17 protein-coding genes are annotated in these 17,663 nt (G+C 72.6%); 13 read left to right on the forward strand and 4 right to left on the reverse strand.

Features of this window, described 5'->3' with window-relative positions; genetic code table 11:
- The first annotated feature begins 161 nt into the window (after nt 1-161).
- From ACQEVB_RS35850 to ACQEVB_RS35875, 6 genes are all read left to right on the forward strand, one after another.
- Nucleotides 162-1,760, forward strand: coding sequence for an ABC transporter substrate-binding protein (locus ACQEVB_RS35850; protein ID WP_432982546.1), 1,599 nt, complete (start codon nt 162-164; stop codon nt 1,758-1,760).
- A complete protein-coding gene (locus tag ACQEVB_RS35855; RefSeq protein WP_432982549.1) occupies nt 1,735-2,805 on the forward strand; it encodes an ABC transporter permease in 1,071 nt (356 codons plus the stop codon). The genes ACQEVB_RS35850 and ACQEVB_RS35855 overlap by 26 nt, the downstream gene beginning before the upstream one ends.
- A complete protein-coding gene (locus ACQEVB_RS35860) occupies nt 2,802-3,686 on the forward strand; it encodes an ABC transporter permease (RefSeq protein WP_432982552.1) in 885 nt (294 codons plus the stop codon). Before ACQEVB_RS35855 ends, ACQEVB_RS35860 begins: the two co-directional genes overlap by 4 nt.
- Entirely contained in the window at nt 3,683-4,498 is an 816-nt protein-coding gene (locus tag ACQEVB_RS35865; protein WP_432982555.1) for an ABC transporter ATP-binding protein, read from the forward strand. The genes ACQEVB_RS35860 and ACQEVB_RS35865 overlap by 4 nt, the downstream gene beginning before the upstream one ends.
- Nucleotides 4,498-5,313, forward strand: coding sequence for an ATP-binding cassette domain-containing protein (locus ACQEVB_RS35870; protein ID WP_432982558.1), 816 nt, complete (start codon nt 4,498-4,500; stop codon nt 5,311-5,313). The genes ACQEVB_RS35865 and ACQEVB_RS35870 overlap by 1 nt, the downstream gene beginning before the upstream one ends.
- A gap of 333 nt (nt 5,314-5,646) precedes the next feature.
- A complete protein-coding gene (locus tag ACQEVB_RS35875; RefSeq protein ID WP_432982561.1) occupies nt 5,647-6,873 on the forward strand; it encodes a DUF222 domain-containing protein in 1,227 nt (408 codons plus the stop codon).
- Between the two features lie 226 nt (nt 6,874-7,099).
- On the opposite strand, the gene ACQEVB_RS35880 is transcribed toward ACQEVB_RS35875, so the two are convergent.
- Entirely contained in the window at nt 7,100-7,846 is a 747-nt protein-coding gene (locus ACQEVB_RS35880) for a COG4705 family protein (protein WP_432982564.1), read from the reverse strand.
- A 237-nt stretch (nt 7,847-8,083) separates the two neighbouring features.
- On the opposite strand from ACQEVB_RS35880, the gene ACQEVB_RS35885 reads away from it, so the two are divergent.
- The 7 genes from ACQEVB_RS35885 to ACQEVB_RS35915 all read left to right on the forward strand — a co-directional run bounded on the left by ACQEVB_RS35885 (nt 8,084) and on the right by ACQEVB_RS35915 (nt 13,923).
- Entirely contained in the window at nt 8,084-8,755 is a 672-nt protein-coding gene (locus ACQEVB_RS35885; RefSeq protein ID WP_432982567.1) for a GntR family transcriptional regulator, read from the forward strand.
- 83 nt (nt 8,756-8,838) lie between these two features.
- Nucleotides 8,839-10,182 (forward strand): allophanate hydrolase, encoded by a 1,344-nt coding sequence (atzF, locus tag ACQEVB_RS35890; protein ID WP_432982569.1) that lies wholly within the window; start codon nt 8,839-8,841, stop codon nt 10,180-10,182.
- Nucleotides 10,179-10,895 (forward strand): biuret amidohydrolase, encoded by a 717-nt coding sequence (gene biuH / locus ACQEVB_RS35895; protein ID WP_432982572.1) that lies wholly within the window; start codon nt 10,179-10,181, stop codon nt 10,893-10,895. The genes atzF and biuH overlap by 4 nt, the downstream gene beginning before the upstream one ends.
- Nucleotides 10,885-11,562, forward strand: a complete 678-nt coding sequence (locus ACQEVB_RS35900; protein WP_432982575.1) for a cysteine hydrolase family protein — start codon at nt 10,885-10,887, stop codon at nt 11,560-11,562. The genes biuH and ACQEVB_RS35900 overlap by 11 nt, the downstream gene beginning before the upstream one ends.
- Complete coding sequence (locus ACQEVB_RS35905) at nt 11,559-13,142, forward strand: regulator (protein ID WP_432982578.1); 1,584 nt, start codon at nt 11,559-11,561, stop codon at nt 13,140-13,142. Before ACQEVB_RS35900 ends, ACQEVB_RS35905 begins: the two co-directional genes overlap by 4 nt.
- A complete protein-coding gene (locus tag ACQEVB_RS35910; RefSeq protein ID WP_432982581.1) occupies nt 13,139-13,534 on the forward strand; it encodes an AtzH-like domain-containing protein in 396 nt (131 codons plus the stop codon). Before ACQEVB_RS35905 ends, ACQEVB_RS35910 begins: the two co-directional genes overlap by 4 nt.
- Nucleotides 13,531-13,923: an allophanate hydrolase-related protein gene (locus tag ACQEVB_RS35915; RefSeq protein ID WP_432982584.1), complete on the forward strand. Its 393-nt coding sequence runs from the start codon at nt 13,531-13,533 to the stop codon at nt 13,921-13,923. Before ACQEVB_RS35910 ends, ACQEVB_RS35915 begins: the two co-directional genes overlap by 4 nt.
- A gap of 5 nt (nt 13,924-13,928) precedes the next feature.
- Here the strand turns inward: ACQEVB_RS35915 and ACQEVB_RS35920 are convergent, their stop codons facing one another.
- From ACQEVB_RS35920 to ACQEVB_RS35930, 3 genes are all read right to left on the reverse strand, one after another.
- Nucleotides 13,929-15,203, reverse strand: a complete 1,275-nt coding sequence (locus ACQEVB_RS35920) for a diguanylate cyclase (protein WP_432982587.1) — start codon at nt 15,201-15,203, stop codon at nt 13,929-13,931.
- 394 nt (nt 15,204-15,597) lie between these two features.
- On the reverse strand, nt 15,598-16,734 hold the full coding sequence (locus tag ACQEVB_RS35925; RefSeq protein ID WP_432982590.1) for an epoxide hydrolase family protein: 1,137 nt from the start codon (nt 16,732-16,734) through the stop codon (nt 15,598-15,600).
- Complete coding sequence (locus ACQEVB_RS35930; protein ID WP_432982593.1) at nt 16,731-17,663, reverse strand: hypothetical protein; 933 nt, start codon at nt 17,661-17,663, stop codon at nt 16,731-16,733. Before ACQEVB_RS35930 ends, ACQEVB_RS35925 begins: the two co-directional genes overlap by 4 nt.

The raw sequence follows: 17,663 nt of genomic DNA on the forward strand, positions 1-17,663 counted from the left end.
GGCTCCGAGACATTCCGCGCCCCCTGACCCGCTTCGGGTGGATTACGTCCGACGTGACGTGGATCCCCTGTACGAACTGGGACCTCTGGCGCCATGATACCGCGGAATCGTCCAGTCGAAGTGGGTCGCGGAGGCAATCCGTCGAGCCGCCGGAGGTGCCCATGTCCCGTCCGATGTCCCTGCGCCGCCGCGCCCGGTGGCTGGTGCTGGCTGCGGTGGCCGCCACCGCGCTCGCTGCGTGCGGTGGCGGCGGTGGCGGCGGCGGTTCGGCGCCGAAGGGCGGCGGCACGCTCGTCATCGACTCCAGCTTCGACCTCAAGACGACCGACCCCGGCCGCGAGTACGAGCTCACCGGGCAGATGCTCACCAAGGGCATGTACGAGACGCTGCTGACGTTCGCGGGCAACGACCTCACCAAGCCCGTCGGCGGTCTCGCCAGCTCCTACCAGCTCTCGCCCGACGCCACGACGCTCACCCTGCCGCTCGCGCAGGGCCGCGTGTTCTCCGACGGCAGCCCGGTCACCGCGGACGACGTGGTCTTCTCGCTGAACCGCCTGATCGGCATGAAGGGCAACCCGTCGTTCCTGCTCGACGGCGTGACCGTCGCGAAGAAGGACGCCTCCACGGTGGTCCTGACCAGCGCGAAGCCGAACCCGGCGCTGCCGTTCATCCTGCCCAACCCGGCGCTGTCGATCGTCAACTCCAAGGTCGTGACGGCCAACGGCGGCACGACCGACGACAAGGACGCCGCCGAGAAGTTCCTCAACGGTGCCTCGGCAGGTTCCGGCCCGTACGTCCTGAAGACGCTCGACGTCGCGAGCCAGGCCGTGCTGACGAAGAACCCCGCCTACAACGGGCCGGCCAAGCCCACCTACGAGACGATCGTGGTCCGCAACGTCAAGGCGCCCACGCAGGTGCTGAACGTGCAGAAGGGCGACTCGCAGGTCGCGCTCGACCTCTCCGGCGACCAGGTGGCCGGGCTGGACCAGGGCAAGGTCACGGTCACCAGCGGTGCGTCCGCGTACACGATCTTCCTGTTCCTCAACCAGGGCGCGGCGGTCTCGCCGGTCACGAGCAACGCGAAGTACGTGTCGGCCGTGAAGAAGGCCATCGACTACGCCGGTCTGCTCGGTGTGGCGGGCAAGGGCTCGGTGCAGCCGGCCGGGGTCATCCCGTCGATGCTCGCCGGCACGCTGCCGCCGGAGAAGGCGCTCAAGCAGGACGTCGAGGGCGCCAAGGCCGACCTCGCGGCCAGCGGCGTCGGTGGCCAGAAGGCCAAGCTCGCCTACCCGAGCGACCTCACCCTCAACGGGCTCAGCTTCCAGACGCTCGCCGAGAAGCTGCAGTCCCAGCTGGCGGCCGCCGGCATCGCCGTGGACCTCGCGCCCGCGCCCGTCGCGACCGAGCTCGACAACTACCGCAACGGCAAGGAGCAGATCGGGCTCTGGTACTGGGGCCCGGACTTCCCGGACCCCTCCAACTACCTCGCCTTCGCCCCCGACGGGCTGATCGGCAAGCGCGCCAACTGGCCGGCCAGCGCGGCACCCGCCATCGACAAGGCCGCCACCACGGCCGCGACGACGACGGACCCCGCGCAGCGCGACGCGCTCTACCAGCAGTTCCAGGAGGCGCTCAACGCCGGCGGCCCGTTCATCCCGCTCGTGCAGCCGCCCACGAACATCGTCACGGCGAAGACGGTGACGGGTGCGGCGTACAACCCGATCTGGACGGTCGATGTCAGCGGAATCGGCACCAAGTAAGGGATCGATCCGGTACCGGGCGGGCCATCCGCTCGTCCGGTACCTGGTCCGCCGGATCGCGGTGTCGCTGCTGCTCGTCGTCGGCGTCACGCTGGTGACGTTCGTGCTCACCAACCTGGTGCCCGGCGACCCGGTGGCGGCGAACGTCGGGCAGCGGGCGGCGGAGGACCCGGCCATCGTCGCCGCGTACCGCGCGCACTACGGCCTGGACCAGCCGCTGCCCGTCCAGTACGGCACCTACATCGGCAACCTGGTGCGCGGTGACCTGGGGGAGTCGCAGCAGACGCACCGTTCGGTGCTGACCGACCTGCAGGCCGCCGTCCCGGCGACGCTCGAGCTCGCGCTCGGTGCCATCGTGCTGTCCGTGGTGATCGGGGTGGGCTTCGGCGTGGTCGCGGCCGTCCGGCGCGGGCACCTGTCGGACAGCGCGCTGCGGGTCGTCTCGCTGGTGGGCATCTCGGTGCCGACGTTCTGGCTGGCGCTCGTGGCGTTCTACGTCTTCTCGTTCCAGCTCGACCTCGCGCCGGGGTCGGGGCGGTTGTCGCCGGCCACGTCCGCGCCGCCGGACGTCACCGGCCTCTACACCGTGGACGCGCTGCTGGCGGGGGAGTGGGAGACGTTCGGCGACGCCGTCGCGCACCTCATGCTGCCCACGCTCGTGCTGACGCTCTACACCGTCGGGCTGCTCACCCGCTTCACCCGCTCCGCGGTGCTGGAGGTGCTGGAGCAGGACTTCGTGCGCTCGGCCCGGGCCAAGGGGCTCCCGGGACGCACCGTCCTGTTCCGGTACGTGGTGCGCGCCGCGATGGTGCCGATCCTGACGGTCGTCGGCCTGGCGTTCGGCGCGCTGCTGTCGGGGACGGTGCTGGTGGAGCAGGTCTTCTCCTGGCCGGGCGTGGGGTCCTACGCCTACCAGGCGGCGTCGCACCTCGACCTGCCGGCGGTGATGGGGGTCGGCCTGTTCGTGGGCGTGGTGTACCTGGTGATCAACCTCGTCGTCGACGTGCTGTACGGGGCGATCGACCCGCGGGTGCGGGTCTCGTGAGCGCCCCGATCGCCGCGCCGCTGCGCGCCCGCTTCCGCAAGGGCGTCCCGCAGGCGTGGCGCACCCCGCTCGGCGTCACCGGGGCCGCGGTGGCGCTGCTGTGGATCCTCGTCGCCGTGCTGGGGCCGGTGCTGTGGCCGTACGGCCCGCTCGCCCAGGACTTCCCGCGGCTGGAGGCGCCGAGCGCCGCGCACTGGTTCGGCACCGACGAGCTGGGCCGCGACGTGTTCACCCGGGTGCTGGCCGGCGCGCAGGTCACCGTGCCGCTCGCGCTGCTGCTCGTCGGGCTGTCGGTGCTGATCGGCGGCGTGCTGGGCCTCGCCGCCGGCTTCTTCGGCCGCTGGGTCGACGAGACCGTCATGCGCGTGACGGACCTGGTCATGGCCTTCCCGACGGTCATCCTCGCGATGGTCGTGGCGGCGTCGTTGGGCGCCAGCCTGATCAACGCGGTGCTCGCGGCGCTCGTCGTGTCCTGGCCCGCCTACGCCCGCGTCACGCGAGGGCTCGTGGTGGGCACGCGAGGCGCCGACTTCGTGCTCGCCGATCGGTTGCTCGGCTTCTCGGCGCTGCGCTCGCTGCGCACCGACATCGTCCCGATGGTGGTCGGTCCGGTGCTGATCCTCGCGAGCCTCGACATCGGCACGGCGACGCTGCTGCTGTCGGGCCTGTCGTTCCTCGGGCTGGGCGCGAAGCCGCCGACGCCGGAGTGGGGCTCGATGGTGGCGACGGCCGTGCAGAACTTCGACGCGTGGTGGATGGGCGTGTTCCCCGGACTGGCGATCCTGACCGTCGTGATGGCGTTCAACTTCCTCGGCGACGCGCTGCGCGACGCCCTCGACCCGCGCACCGCGGGCGTGCTGGGGAAGGCGGAGACGCGGTGACGGTGCTGGACATCGCCGGGCTGACCGTCCGGATCCGGGGGACGGAGATCCTCCGCGGGGTCGACCTGAGCCTGGAGGCGGGCCGGATCCAGGGGCTCGCGGGGGAGTCCGGCTCCGGCAAGACGATGACCGGGCTCGCCGTGATGGGCCTGCTCCCGGCCGGTGCCGTCGTGGACGGCAGCATCACCTACGGCGGGCGGGAGCTGCTCGCGCTCTCGGCGCGCCAGCACAACGCACTGCGCGGCACCGAGATCGCGATGGTCTTCCAGGACCCGTCGACCAGTCTGCACCCGATGCTCGCGGTCGGCGCGCAGCTCACCGACCACCTGCGCCACCACCAGCGCATCGGCCGGGCGTCCGCGCGGCAGCGGGCCGTCGACCTGCTCGGCCGGGTGCGGATCCCCGACCCGGCCGGCGCGCTGCGCCGCTTCCCGCACGAGTTCTCCGGCGGGCAGCGGCAGCGGATCGCCATCGCGATCGCGCTGGCCTGCTCGCCGAAGGTGCTGATCGCCGACGAGCCGACGACCGCACTCGACGTCACCGTGCAGGCCGGGGTGCTGCACCTGCTCCGCGACCTGGCCGCCGACCTGGGGCTGGCCGTGCTGCTCGTGACGCACGACCTCGGCGTCATGAGCGCGGTGGCCGACCGGGTCGCCGTGATGCGCCACGGCGAGGTCGTGGAGAACGGGGAGCGTCACCAGGTGTTCACCGCGCCCGCGCACCCCTACACGGCGTCGCTCCTGGCCAGCCTGCCCGGCGCGGTCGGCGGCGTGCAGACCCTCGACGACGTGCGCGCGCTGGAGGGATCGTGATGCTCGACATCGCCGGGCTGCAGGTGATCTACCGCGGGCGGCCGCCCGTGCACGCCGTCGACGGTGTCGACCTGACCGTCGCCGCCGGCCAGGTGGTGGGGCTGGTGGGGGAGTCCGGCTGCGGGAAGTCGACGCTCGCGCGGGCCGTGTGCGGACTGGTGAAGCCGGCGGCCGGGACCGTCACGTTCGACGGGCTGCCCGTGCCGCCGCTCGGCCTGCGCCGCCGCCCGGCCGAGCTGACCCGGATCCAGATGGTGTTCCAGGACCCGTACGGCTCGCTGCACCCGCGCCGGCCCGTCGGGGCGCAGATCGGGGAGGGCGTGCGCGCGGCGGCCGCCCGCGGGGTGGCGTCGGTGTCACCCGCCGAGTGGCTGGGGCGCGTCGGGCTCGACGCCTCCGCCGCACGGCGGTTCCCGCACGAGTTCTCGGGCGGGCAGCGGCAGCGGATCGCCATCGCGCGGGCGCTCGCCGCCCGTCCGGACCTGCTCATCGGCGACGAGCCGATCTCCGCGCTCGACGCGTCGACGCAGGCAGTCGTGGCGGCGCTGATGCGGGACCTGGCCGTCGAGAGCGGGGCCGGGCTGCTGTTCATCTCCCACGACCTGTCCGTCGTGCGGCTGATCGCCGACCGCCTCGCCGTGATGTACCGGGGGCGCGTCGTGGAGTCGGGTCCGGCGCAGCAGATCTGGGACGATCCACGGCACCCGTACACGCAGGCGCTGCTGGCCGCGGTTCCGGTTCCGGATGGTTCGGGGACGCTGCCGGCTCCTCCGCTCGAGGGCGTGACCTATGCCGAGGCGCCGGTGGTGCGCTGAGGTTGCGGGGTTGCGGTTCCTGCTTCCGGGGCTCCGCCCCGGGCCCCGGCTGGGTCGCCGATGGTGCGGTCTCCTCCGGGGCTCTGCCCCGGACCCCGGCCCTTCCTCCGGTGGAGCTGTTTCGGGCCGGCTCCACCGTCGCTCGGTCGCCCTTCGGGATGCCACATCGCCGGCCGAGCCGCAAACGATAGAACGTGTTTGCGGCTCGGCCGGCGCTGCGGCTTTGCTGTGCACGCCCGACCGACGGTGGAGCCTCTTCAGGCTGGCGCCAAACGGTTTCTGACCTGCGGTAATCGGCATCCGTTCGAACCTGTGTTCGGGTAGAATCAAGGCATGACCGAGAACCCACTCGCCCAGGCCGCGAGCCTGATCGAGCAGGCGTTCACGCTCATTTCCGACAACGACGACCCGCTCGCCGCGCTTCTGGTTCTCGAGGGTGTGTCGCGGCAGGTCGACCGCGCCAAGGTTGTCCAGATCGCCGCCGTCGAGCGCGACGGCGCCCTGGCAGAGAAGGGCTACCGCAACACCCTCGCTGGGCTCAAGGATCTGCTCGGATGGGATCACGACACCGCCCGCCGGCATGTCACCGTCGCCGAACACGTCGGGCCCCGGGTCGCCCTGGATGGCGAGCCGATGGAGCCGGTGCTCCCGGCCACCGCGGCCGCCTTCGAGGCTGGCGCGGCCACGATGCGGCATGTGGACACCATCGCCGCGCTGATGAACTCCCGCCCGGCATCGCGGATCAGCCTGGCCGATCGGGTCTCGATCGAGGCCAGCCTGGGCGAGGCCGCCCGCAGCTTCACCCCGCGCGAAGTTCGTGTCATGGGGCTGGAGCTGCTCGCCGCCGCCGATCTGGACGGGCCGGAGCCGGATGAGCGGCCTGGTCGTAACGAACTGCACATGGGTGCCAACGCTGATGGCAGCGGGTGGCTGCGCGGGCAGTTCGAGGACCCGCTGGCGTTCGCGGCGATCCGCACCGCGATCGAAGCCCGCACCCGCCCCACGGCGGACAACCGCGGCACCACCGCGGCCGAACGGAACGCGGCCGCGTTGGCCGAGATCTGCGGGTTCGCCCTCGACCACGGCGCCTCCGGCGAGGTCGGTGGGGAACGCCCCCGCGTGACCGTCACCCTTCGGCTCGACGATCTGGAAGACCGGGCCCGTACGGCGATGCTGGACACCGGGGGACAGTTGACTCCCGGTCAGTTGCGGCGGCTGTTGTGCGATGCCCACCTGGTCCCGGTCGTGCTCGACGGGGACAGTCAACCCCTCGACGTCGGCCGCACCCACCGCCTGGTCCCGCCCTGGCTGCGTCGCGCGGTTGCCCTGCGCGATCACGGTTGCGCCCACCCCGGGTGTGATCGACCACCATCCTGGTGCGAAGTCCACCACGTGATCGAGTGGCAACACGGCGGCGCGACTGCCTTGGACAACCTGGTCATGTTGTGCTGCCAACACCATGATCAAGTCCATTCGACCGAGTGGCGAATAGACATGACCTCGGGCAAACCGAGGTTCATCCCGCCACCGTGGATGGCTGATCTGTGGGCACAACCATGACCGGGGCACCACTGTGCCCGCAGGCAGGCCACAGGCTCCACCGTCGATCGGGCGTGCGCAGCAACGCCGCAGACCCGGTCGGCGGGCAAACACGCCGTTTCGTTTGCGCGTCGGCCGGGGCTGTGGCATCCCGTCCGGGCGACCGAGCGGCGGTGGAGCCGACCCGCTCGTTCCCGCTCCACCAGAGGAGGGCCGGGGTTCGGGGCGGAGCCCCGACACAATCAGGTCACCCGGCGATGACCGGTTCGGTGGCGGGGGCCTTCGTCCGCGGCCTGCTCGCCACGACCAGCGCGATGATCGCGAGGGTCAGCGCCGCTGTGACGGTTCCGGTGCCCAGGCCCAGGCCGCCGCGGTCGCCGCCCGCGGCGAGCCAGTCGGCGAAGGACGCGCCGAGCGGGCGGGTGAGCACGTACGCGGTCCAGAACGCGGGCACGCCGGCCAGGCCCAGCCAGCGGTGGGCGATCCACGGCACGGCGATGAGCGCGGTGAACACGACCCCGGAGGTGAGGTAGCCCAGGCCCGATGCGGCGGCGAGGTCGCCGGCCGCCGTTCCCAGGGCGAAGGTGGCGCCGACGGTTGCCCAGTAGAAGCCTTCGCGCGGTCGCGTTGTGATGCTGTGCACCGCGATCGTCGGCTGCGTCGCCCGCCACACCGTGATGATCACGGTTGTCGCCACGGCGAACACGAAGGTGGAGGTGAGGTAGCCGACGTCGAGCACGACGTGCACGGCGTCGGCCGCCATCGTGCCGACGACCGCGACCATCGTGACGGTCGCCCAGTACAGGCCGTGGCGATAGCGCGCGGCCCGGATCTGCACGACCAGAAGACCGGCGAGTACCAGGCCGCACAGCGGGACGACGAGCGTCGGGTCGAACCGGCGCACGAGGAAGTCCGACGCGGTCTCGCCCATTCCGGTGGTCAGGATCTTGATCACCCAGAACAGTGCGGTGACCTCGGCGACCTTGGTTCTCAACTGCGCTCCATCGGGGTGGGAAGCGAACTCGCCGCACCATATCGGGAGGTCGATGGGCATCGGGTTCGCAGCAGATGTTTTTGCCGTCCGCTCACGTTCTTCGGGGAATCCGTGAACATTTCTCCGGCGCGCTGGGTGAATCACGAGCTTCGTCCAGATCGGGTCGACTGCGTGCCCGGTGCGCCGAGCGGACGCGTGCGTCTGCCACTGTTGGACCGACAGGGAGGAGGGGGAGTGATGACCGCAGAACCGGCCGACGAGGCGCTCGCCCCGCCGAGCCTGGTCGAGATGGCCGTGATCCGGCTGCGGTCGGAGATCCTCAGCGGCGCGCTCGCGCCGGGCGAGCGGATCGTCGAGGGGCAGCTCACCCAGCGGTTCGGCACGAGCAGGGCACCGCTGCGCGAGGCGCTGCGGCTGCTCGGCGAGCAAGGGCTGGTCGAGCACCTGCCGCGACGCGGGGTGCGGGTCACGCGGCTCTCGCCCCGGGACATCGACGAGCTGTTCACCCTCCGCGACGCGCTGGAGCAGTTCGCGGTGCGCTGCGCGCTGAGCGGGCCCGCCCGGCTGCCGGTCGACGGTGTCCGCGCCGCCGTCGAGGAGATGGAGCGCGCCGCCGCCGACGGCGATGCCCTGCGGAAGGCGGCCGCGCACCGGGAGTTCCACCTTGCGCTGGTCGCGCTGGCCGGCCACCACCACCTCATGCGCGCCTACGAGCCCGTCCTGCTCCGGCTGCAGCTGTACATGGCGACGAACATGCGCCGCGAGGCCGAGGACCGCTCGGCGCTCGACGGTCCGCAGCGGCACCGCAGGCTCCTCGACGCGATCGAGAGCGGTGACGTGGAACGGGTCCTGCTGGAGCTGCACCACCACGGCGGCCGCACCTACCTCGCGCCGGAGCTGCGGGGCTGACAGGGCCCGCGTGATCACGGGACGTGACAAGCCCGTAACGCGGCAGGCCATCGCCTGACACCAAACGGTCGACAATCGACCAAGTGCTGATCCCGCTGGCAGTGCGCGACACCGTCCCGACGACGGTGCGCGGCCTGCGCGCCGCTCTGGCATCCGGCGCGCTGGACGTGCACGCCGTCGTCGAGGCGGTGCTCGACCGGATCGCCGCTCGCGGGTCCGACGCGACGTGGATCTCGCGCACCACCCCCGAGGCGTTGCACGCGCGAGCGGCCGAGCTGGCCGCCGCCCGCGCCGCCGGCGCCGACCTGCCGCTGTACGGGGTGCCGTTCGCGGTCAAGGACAACATCGACGTCGCGGGGCTGCCCACCACCTGCGCCTGCCCCGACTTCGCGTACGAGCCGGTCACCGACGCCACCGCGGTGCGGCGGCTGCTCGACGCCGGCGCGATCGTCGTCGGCAAGACCAACCTCGACCAGTTCGCCACCGGTCTGGTCGGCACCCGCTCGCCGTACGGGGCGTGCGAGAGCGTGTTCGGCGGCGATCTCGTGTCCGGCGGGTCCAGCTCGGGCAGCGCCGTCGCCGTCGCGGCCGGGATCGTGCCGTTCGCGCTGGGCACCGACACCGCGGGCTCCGGCCGGGTCCCGGCCGCGCTCAACGGCATCGTCGGGCTCAAGCCGACCCGCGGGCTCGTGCCCACCACCGGGGTGGTGCCGGCGTGCCGCTCCCTCGACTGCGTCAGCGTCTTCACGACCGACGTGCCCGACGCCGCCGACGTGCTCGCCGTGTTGGCCGGGCCGGACCCGGACGATCCCTGGTCGCGCACCGGGACGCCGACGACACCCGGCACCCGGACGGCCGTGCCCGCCCCGCGCGAGCTCGACGTCGACGACGGCACGGCCGCGGTGTTCGCGTCCGTCGCCGCGCGCTGCGAGATCACCGCCGAGATCCCGCTGGGCCCGCTCGTGGAGGCGGGTGACCTGCTCTACGGCGGCCCGTGGGTCGCCGAGCGGCTCGCCGACCTGGAGGCGTTCCTCGAGGCCCGCCCGGAGTCGGTGCTGCCCGTGACCCGGATGCTGATCGAGCGCGGACGGGACTTCGACGCCGTCGCCGCGTTCCGGGGACGGCACCGGCTCCAGGAGCTGCGTGCGTGGTGCGCGCGGATCTGGGAGCACGCCGACGTGCTGCTGCTGCCGACCGTGCCCACGACGTTCACCCGCGCGGAGATCGCGGAAGAACCGGTGGCGCGCAACCTCGTCCTGGGCCGCTACACGCAGTTCGCGAACCTGCTCGACCTCGCCGCGATCGCGGTGCCCGTCGGCACGACCGCCGCCGGGCGACCCGTCGGCGTCACGTTGTTCGGCCCCGCCTTCGCGGAGGACCGGCTGATCACCGCAGCGCACGAGCTGGCCGTCAGGGAGGCCGCATGACGAGCACGCAGGTCGGTAACGCACTCATCGGCCCGGTAGCGGCCAACCCCTACCCATGGCCGTACGACGGCTCGGTCGCCGCTGTCCGCACGGCGCTGATCTGCATCGACTGGCAGGTCGACTTCTGCGGTCCGGGCGGCTACGTCGACCGCATGGGCTACGACCTGGCCCTCACGAGGGCCGGCCTGCCCGCGGCTGCGGCGATGCTCGCCCACGCGCGGGCGACGGGGATGCTCGTGATCCACACCCGCGAGGGCCACGCACCGGACCTCTCGGACCTGCCCGCGAACAAGCGCTGGCGCTCCGCCCGGATCGGCGCGGAGATCGGGTCGGCCGGCCCGGCCGGGCGCATCCTCGTCCGCGGCGAGCCCGGCTGGGAGATCGTGCCCGAGGTGGCGCCGGTCGACGGCGAGGTGCTCGTCGACAAACCCGGCAAGGGCGCGTTCTACGCCACCAACCTCGACCTCGTGCTCCGCACGCACGGCATCACGCACATCGTGCTCTGCGGCATCACCACCGACGTCTGCGTGCACACCACCATGCGCGAGGCCAACGACCGCGGCTACGAGTGCCTGATCCTTGCCGACGCCACGGGCGCCACCGATCCCGCCAACCACGAGGCCGCGCTGCGCATGGTGACCATGCAGGGCGGGGTGTTCGGCGCGGTCGCCACCTCCACCGCCGTCATCGAGGGGACCGTCCATGCAGGTTGAGGCCGACCCGTACCCGTTCGAGCTCGACCTGGCGACGACCGCGCTGGTGATCATCGACATGCAGCGCGACTTCGTCGAGCCCGGCGGTTTCGGCGAGACCCTGGGCAACGACGTGTCGCTGCTGCAGTCGGTCGTGCCGCCGCTGCGGAAGGTGCTCGCGGCCTGCCGAACGGCCGGCATGACCGTGATCCACACCCGCGAGGGGCACGTCCCCGACCTGTCCGACTGCCCGCCCGCCAAGCTGCACCGCGGTGCCCCGAGCCTGCGCATCGGCGATCCGGGCCCGAAGGGCCGCATCCTCGTCCGCGGCGAGTACGGCCACGACATCATCGACGACCTCGCCCCGCTGCCGGACGAGCTGGTGATCGACAAGCCCGGCAAGGGCTCGTTCCACGGCACCTCGTTCGGCGCGGAGCTCGAAGCTCGGGGGATCACGCGGCTCGTCGTCACCGGCGTGACCACCGAGGTGTGCGTGCACACCACCGTCCGCGAGGCCAACGACCGAGGCTACGAGTGCCTCGTCCTCTCCGACTGCACCGGCTCGTACTTCCCCGCCTTCCACGAGGCCGGCCTCGCCATGATCGCCGCCCAGGGCGGGATCTTCGGCTGGGTCGCTCCGTCGGGGGCCTTCCTGTCCGCCCTCGCCCTCCAGGAGGTCGCGTCGTGACCACTGCAACGACCGAGAAGCCGCTCGAGCTGCCCTGGTGGGTCGGCGGCGACACCAACGCGTTCTTCGGGCTCGGCTTCAACACCATGGTCAACGTGCTGGTCCTGTCGGGCCTGTGCCTGGGCGTGGTGAACATCCCGGGCGCCGAGGTCTTCGGCGTGATCCTGCCCGCGCTGGGCGTCCAGCTGCTGATCGGCAACGTCTACTACACCTACCTCGCGCGGCGGCTCGCCCGCCGCGAGGGCCGCACCGACGTCTGCGCCATGCCGTACGGGCCGTCCGTGCCGCACATGTTCATCGTCGTCTTCGTGATCATGTTGCCGATCTACCTGGCGACGAAGGACCCCCTCGCCGCGTGGGCGGCCGGGCTGGCGTGGTCGTTCATCATCGGCATCATCGTGCTGATCGGCGCGTTCGTCGGGCCGTACATCCGCAGGTACACGCCGCAGGCGGCGATGCTCGGCACCCTCGCGGGCATCTCGATCGCCTTCATCTCGATGCGTCCGGCCGCCCAGATGTTCGCGGCGCTGTGGATCGCGCTGCCGGTGATGGTGATCATCCTGATCGGCTTCTTCACCGACCTGAAGCTGCCGGGCAACATCCCGGTCGGGTTGGCCGCCCTGCTCCTCGGGTCGGCCATCGGCTGGATCGGCGGCTACATGTCGGTGCCCGACGTCGTCAAGGCCGCCGGGGACGTCGCGGTGTCGCTGCCGACGGCCAACTTCGGGCGCCTCGCCCACGGCCTCGCCGACGTCGCGCCGCTGCTGGCCACGGCCATCCCGCTGGGCATCTACAACTTCACCGAGGGCATGACCAACGTGGAGAGCGCCGCCGTCGCCGGTGACGAGTACAACCTGCGCTCGATCCTGCTCGCCGACGGCGCCGGCGCCGTGGTGGGCTCGGTGCTGGGCTGCCCGTTCCCGCCCGCGGTCTACATCGGCCACCCCGGCTGGAAGGCGGCCGGCGGGCGGACGTCGTACTCGCTGGCCTCCGGGATCGTGGTCGCGCTGTTCTGCTTCCTCGGCCTGTTCGGGCTGCTCGGGGCGCTGCTGCCGCTGCCGGCGATCGTGCCGATCCTGCTCTACATCGGGCTGCTCATCGGCGCCCAGGCCTTCCAGGAGACGCCGAAGCGGCACGCCATCGCCGTCGTCATCGCGATCATCCCCAACATCGCGTCGTGGGCGGCCGGGCTGATGGACAACGCGCTGGCCGCCGCCGGGACAAGCGCGGCGAAGCTCGGCGAGGACGCGCTCACCGGCGCGGGCCTGGTCTACCACGGCACGAAGCTGCTCGGCGGCGGCGCGATCCTCGCCGGACTGGTGCTCGGCGCGATCGTCGCGTTCATCGTGGACAAGCGGTTCTTCTCGGCCGCGGCCTACTGCTTCGCCGGCGCGGTGCTGGGCTTCATCGGGCTGATCCACGCCGAGCAGGTGGGGTGGAACGTCGGCGGGCAGATCGCGCTCGGCTACGCCTTCGCCGGTGTGCTGCTGCTGGCGTTCGGGCTGGTGGAGCGGCGGCGGGCCGACGCCGTCGAGGCTCCTGCGGCGCAGGATCCGGTGGCCGACGGCGTCGCCGCGTGATCACCGATGAGGTGGTGATCGACCGGCCCGAGGTGGTGGCGCAGGTCACGGCGGCGTTCGAGCGCTACGAGCAGGCACTCGTCGACGGCGACGTGGCCGTGCTGACCGAGCTGTTCTGGGCGGACCCGCGGTGCGTCCGGTTCGGGGTGGCGGACCGGCAGGACGGGGCGGCCGCGATCGCGGCGTGGCGGGCGACCCACCCGTCGGTGCCGGCCGGCCGGCGGCTGCACGGCACCCGCGTGGTCGCGATCGACGACACCGCGGCCGTCGTCACCACCCTGTTCGGCTACCCCGACGGGGCCGTCGAGGGCCGGCAGAGCCAGACCTGGTTCCGCTTCCCGCACGGCTGGCGGATCGTCGCCGCGCACGTGTCCGAGGTGCCGCCGGGATGACCGATCGCACGACGCTCGCCGTCGTGGCGGCCCACCGGACCGGCCAGCCGCTGCACCACGAGCTCGTGGCACTCGGCGCGCGGCTCGTGGGGTGCACGTGGACCGCACCCGCCTACCGGCTCGTCGCGCTGCCCGGACCGGGGCTGCGGCGCGGCGGGCTGGTCGCGGCAGTCGACGGCGGCGCGGCGGTGGAGGTCGAGCTGCACTGGCTGCCGACCACCGCACTCCCCGTCCTCGCGGCCCGGCTGCCGGCACCGCTGGCGCTGGGCACCGTCGAGCTCGTCGACGGGCCGGTCACGGGCATCGTCTGCACAGCGGCGCCGGCCGGTGCCGTCGACGTCAGCGAGCACGGCAGCTGGCCCGGCTACCTGGCGGCGGCCGGCGGCTGACGCGGTCATCCGGGGTCGCGGCGCGGGCTCGCGGTCCCGGTGGCGAGGTGGACGCGGTTGCGCCCTTCGGCCTTGGCGCGGAACAGGGCGGAGTCGGCGGCCAGCAGGAGGTCGGTCAGCATCGCCCCCGGGTCGGTGTGGGGGTGCTGGTCGCTGTGGCTGCCGCCGAGCGAGACCGTGACGGTCAGCGCCGGTCGCTCGGCACGGGTCGGCACGGTGAGCTCGGCGATCCGGGTGCGCAGGGTCTCGGCGGTCGCGGCGAGCTCGTCGGGGGTGGTGTCGCACAGCAGGACGGCGAACTCCTCGCCCCCGAACCGGCCGGCGACGCCGTCGACGGGCAGGTGCTGGGAGATGGTGGCGGCCACCGCGCGCAGGGCCATGTCGCCGACGAGGTGGCTGTGCCGCTCGTTGATGGTGCGGAAGTGGTCGACGTCGAGCATGAGCAGCCCGACCGGCTGGTGGTGGCGCAGCGCGCGGGCGAGCTCGCGGTGGGCGACGTCGTCCCAGCGGGTCGGGTTGAGCAGGCCGGTCTTGCCGTCGATCCGGGCCAGGTCGCGGACGACGGGGAACTGGGCGGCGTGGTCGAGGACGACCAGCTGCAGCAGCACGAACGGCACGAGTGCCGGCTGCGCGACCGCCATGAGGGCGAGGAGCACCCCCAGCGCGGAGGCGGCGATCTCGAAGGCGTGGACGGCCGGTGCCGCGAAGCTCGCCGGGAGCCGAGGCGGGGTCCGGTTGGCGAGCACGACGGCTGCGGCGACGAGCCCGGAGTAGGCGGCGTCGCGGACGATGATCGCGGCCAGCACCGCGACGACCGTGGTGCCGAGCGCGGGGAGCTGCGCCGGCCCGACGCCGCCCACGGCGAGGATCTCGATCGCGAGGCGCGTGCTGACCAGGTTCGCGGCGCCGGAGAACACGATGCGGTAGAGCGGGGTGCGGCGGTCCACCCGCAGCCGGAGGTGCAGCACCGTCGCCGCGATCAGCCCGGCCACCAGCGGCCACGGGACCAGCAGCATCCCGGCGACGATCCACACCGTGTCGGTCGTGATGTGCACCGTCTCGGGCGCTCCGAGCCTGCGGAGGCGTTCCTTCCCGCGGGCGAGCTCGGCGTGCCCGACCATGCCGGCCACGAGGGCGGCGAAGGTCGCCCACTGGCCCACGCCGGTGGGCCGATCGGGTGCGTACCCGACCAGGGTCACCGCAATGGCGTCGACGAGGAGGACGTAGGTCAGCGATCGGGTGGTCAGCCGCCACAGCTTCCACCCGCGAGGATCTATCACCGACCGTGGTTGGTCAGTCATCCTGGGTGAGCGGGGTAGCCCGCCGTCGGATCCATCAACCCGCCCCCAATCACCGTCCGTCACAGCTCTGTGACGGCGCGTGGTCTGCTGACGCTACCCAGCCCGCGGTCCTGCGAAGAGATCCAAATGGATGATCAGCCCGATGACAGGGGGTGATCAGCATGCGCGGCTACGAGTGGAGCTGAGGGTGACGTAACGCCAGGTCAGCGGGCGCGCGGTGGGGCAGCGCGCCCGCCGCCCCGGCACCGGAGTGCATCGTCACCGACAGCCACCGGCGCTGCCCCGCGGAGCGACCGGTGCGCCCCGTGCGCCGCCCCGGGCGCCGGCAGGCGGTAACTCGACAGGGCGATCACCGTGCAGGGTGATGACCGCGTCAGCGCACGAGCCGGAAGAAGGTGCGCACCTCGCTGGTGAACAGCTCGGGTTGTTCGAAGGCGGCGAAGTGGCCGCCGCGCTCGGGTTCGCCCCAGTGGCGGATGTCGGTGTAGCGCTTCGCGGCCCAGCGACGGGAGGGGCGGGGCATCTCCTTGGGGAAGACGGAGCAGCCGGTGGGCACGTCGACGGTGTCGCTGGTGGCGGTGCTGAACCATTCCCCGACCTCGCGGAAGCTCTCCCAGTACAGCCGGGCGGACGAGGTGGCGGTGCGGGTGAGCCAGTACAGGGTGATGGTGTCGAGCATCTCGTCGCGGGTCAGGACGGTGTCGGGGCGGCCACCGCTGTCGGTCCAGGAGGCGAACTTCTCCACGATCCACGCGCACAGCCCGGCCGGGGAGTCGGTGAGCGCGTAGCCGACGGTCTGCGGCTTGGTGGTCATCTGCTCGGCGTAGCCGGACTCGTGGGCCTGGGCGTGCCGCAGGTCGGCGAGCGCGGCCTGTTCGGCGGGGGTGAGGTCGTCGAAGGTTGCGGGGTCGGGCGCGGCGATCGGCGGGACGACGTGGATGCCGACGAGCCGGCCGCTGTCCTGCTGGGCCATGCTGGTGGTGATGCTGGTGCCCCAGTCGTGGCCCTGGGCGCCGTAGCGTTCGTAGCCGAGTCGGTCCATGAGCTCGTGCCAGGCGGCGGCGATCCGCTGCACCGTCCAGCCGGTCCCGGTGGGTCGGTCGCTGAACCCGTACCCGGGCAGTGACGGGATGACCAGGTCGAACGCGTCGGCGGGGTCGTCGGGGACGGTCAGTGGCCGGATGACCTTCTCGAACTCCAGCACCGAGCCGGGCCAGCCGTGGGTGAGCACGAGCGGCAGCGCGTTCGGGTGCGGGGAGCGGATGTGCAGGAAGTGGATGTTCACGCCGTCGATCTCGGTGCGGAACTGGGGCAAGGCGTTGAGGCGGCGTTCGGTGGCCCGCCAGTCGTAGCCGTCGGCCCAGTAGGCGCACAGCTCGCGCAGGTAGGACAGGGGCACGCCCTGGGACCAGTCGTCGACGGGTTCGGGGTCCGACCAGCGGGTGCGGCGCACGCGCTCGGTCAGCTCGGTGAGCTCGGCGTCGGGGACGTCGATGCGGAACGGGATCACCGCAGGGCTCCTGTCGGTCGGTGCGGCGCTGCTGCGGCGGCGAGCGCGGTCAGCGCGTGCTGGTCGAACGGGCGTCCGGCGACGGCGGTGAGCGCGCCGGCCCAGCCGGCGACGAAGTAGTCCCAGCCGTCCATGGTGGCGGCGCCGAGCGCGGCGGCCTGCCGGAGGAAGGTGAGGTCGCCGCGGTAGTTGAGGTCCCACGCCAGGGTGCCGGGGCCGAGCGGTGCGTGGTCGGTGAGGGGGCTGCCGGGGCGGTCCTTGCCCAGCCCGGTCGCGTTGACCACGAGCGCGGCGCCGGCGACGACCTCGTCGGCCGGGCCGGTCAGGTGCACCAGGGTGGGCCGGGCGCCGATCCGGTCGGCGACGGCGTGCAGCTCGGTGAGCGCGGCGGGGTCGATGTCGGCGAACACCATGTCCGGCGGATCGGGCCGCGGTGTTCCGGTGGCGACGTCGAGGTGGAGCGCGAGCAGCAGCGCGGTGGCCGCGCCGCCCGCTCCCAGGCACACGACCCGTCCGTCGGGCGGGTCGAGGATGGCGGTGAGGGAGCGGGCGTCGCCTGCGTGGCCGGTGGCGCGTCGGTGGTGGTCGAGGGCGACGGTGTTGACCTCGCGGGTGAGCTCGACCAGCGGGTCGCCGGCGCCCAGGTCCGCTGCGCAGGCGCGGTGCAGCCGCAGCTTGTGCGCGGTGATCACCGCCCCGTCGACGTGCGGGTTGTCCCGCATCGCCGCGAGCAGGCGGCGGTAGGTCGCTGCGGTCGTGTCCGGCGGCAGGTCGACCCCGCGCAGCGTCCACGGCCGGTCGAGCGCGGCCGCCCAGGCGTCGAAGACGGTGTGCGCGGTCGACCCGCCGGTGCTGATGCCGACGAAGAGGACCAGCGGCCCGCCGGTCCAGCCGTCGATCTCGTCGAGCGTGAGCACGCGGTCGTTCAT

Source organism: Pseudonocardia sp. CA-107938 (assembly GCF_050936315.1).
In the GTDB taxonomy this organism is placed as follows: domain Bacteria; phylum Actinomycetota; class Actinomycetes; order Mycobacteriales; family Pseudonocardiaceae; genus Pseudonocardia.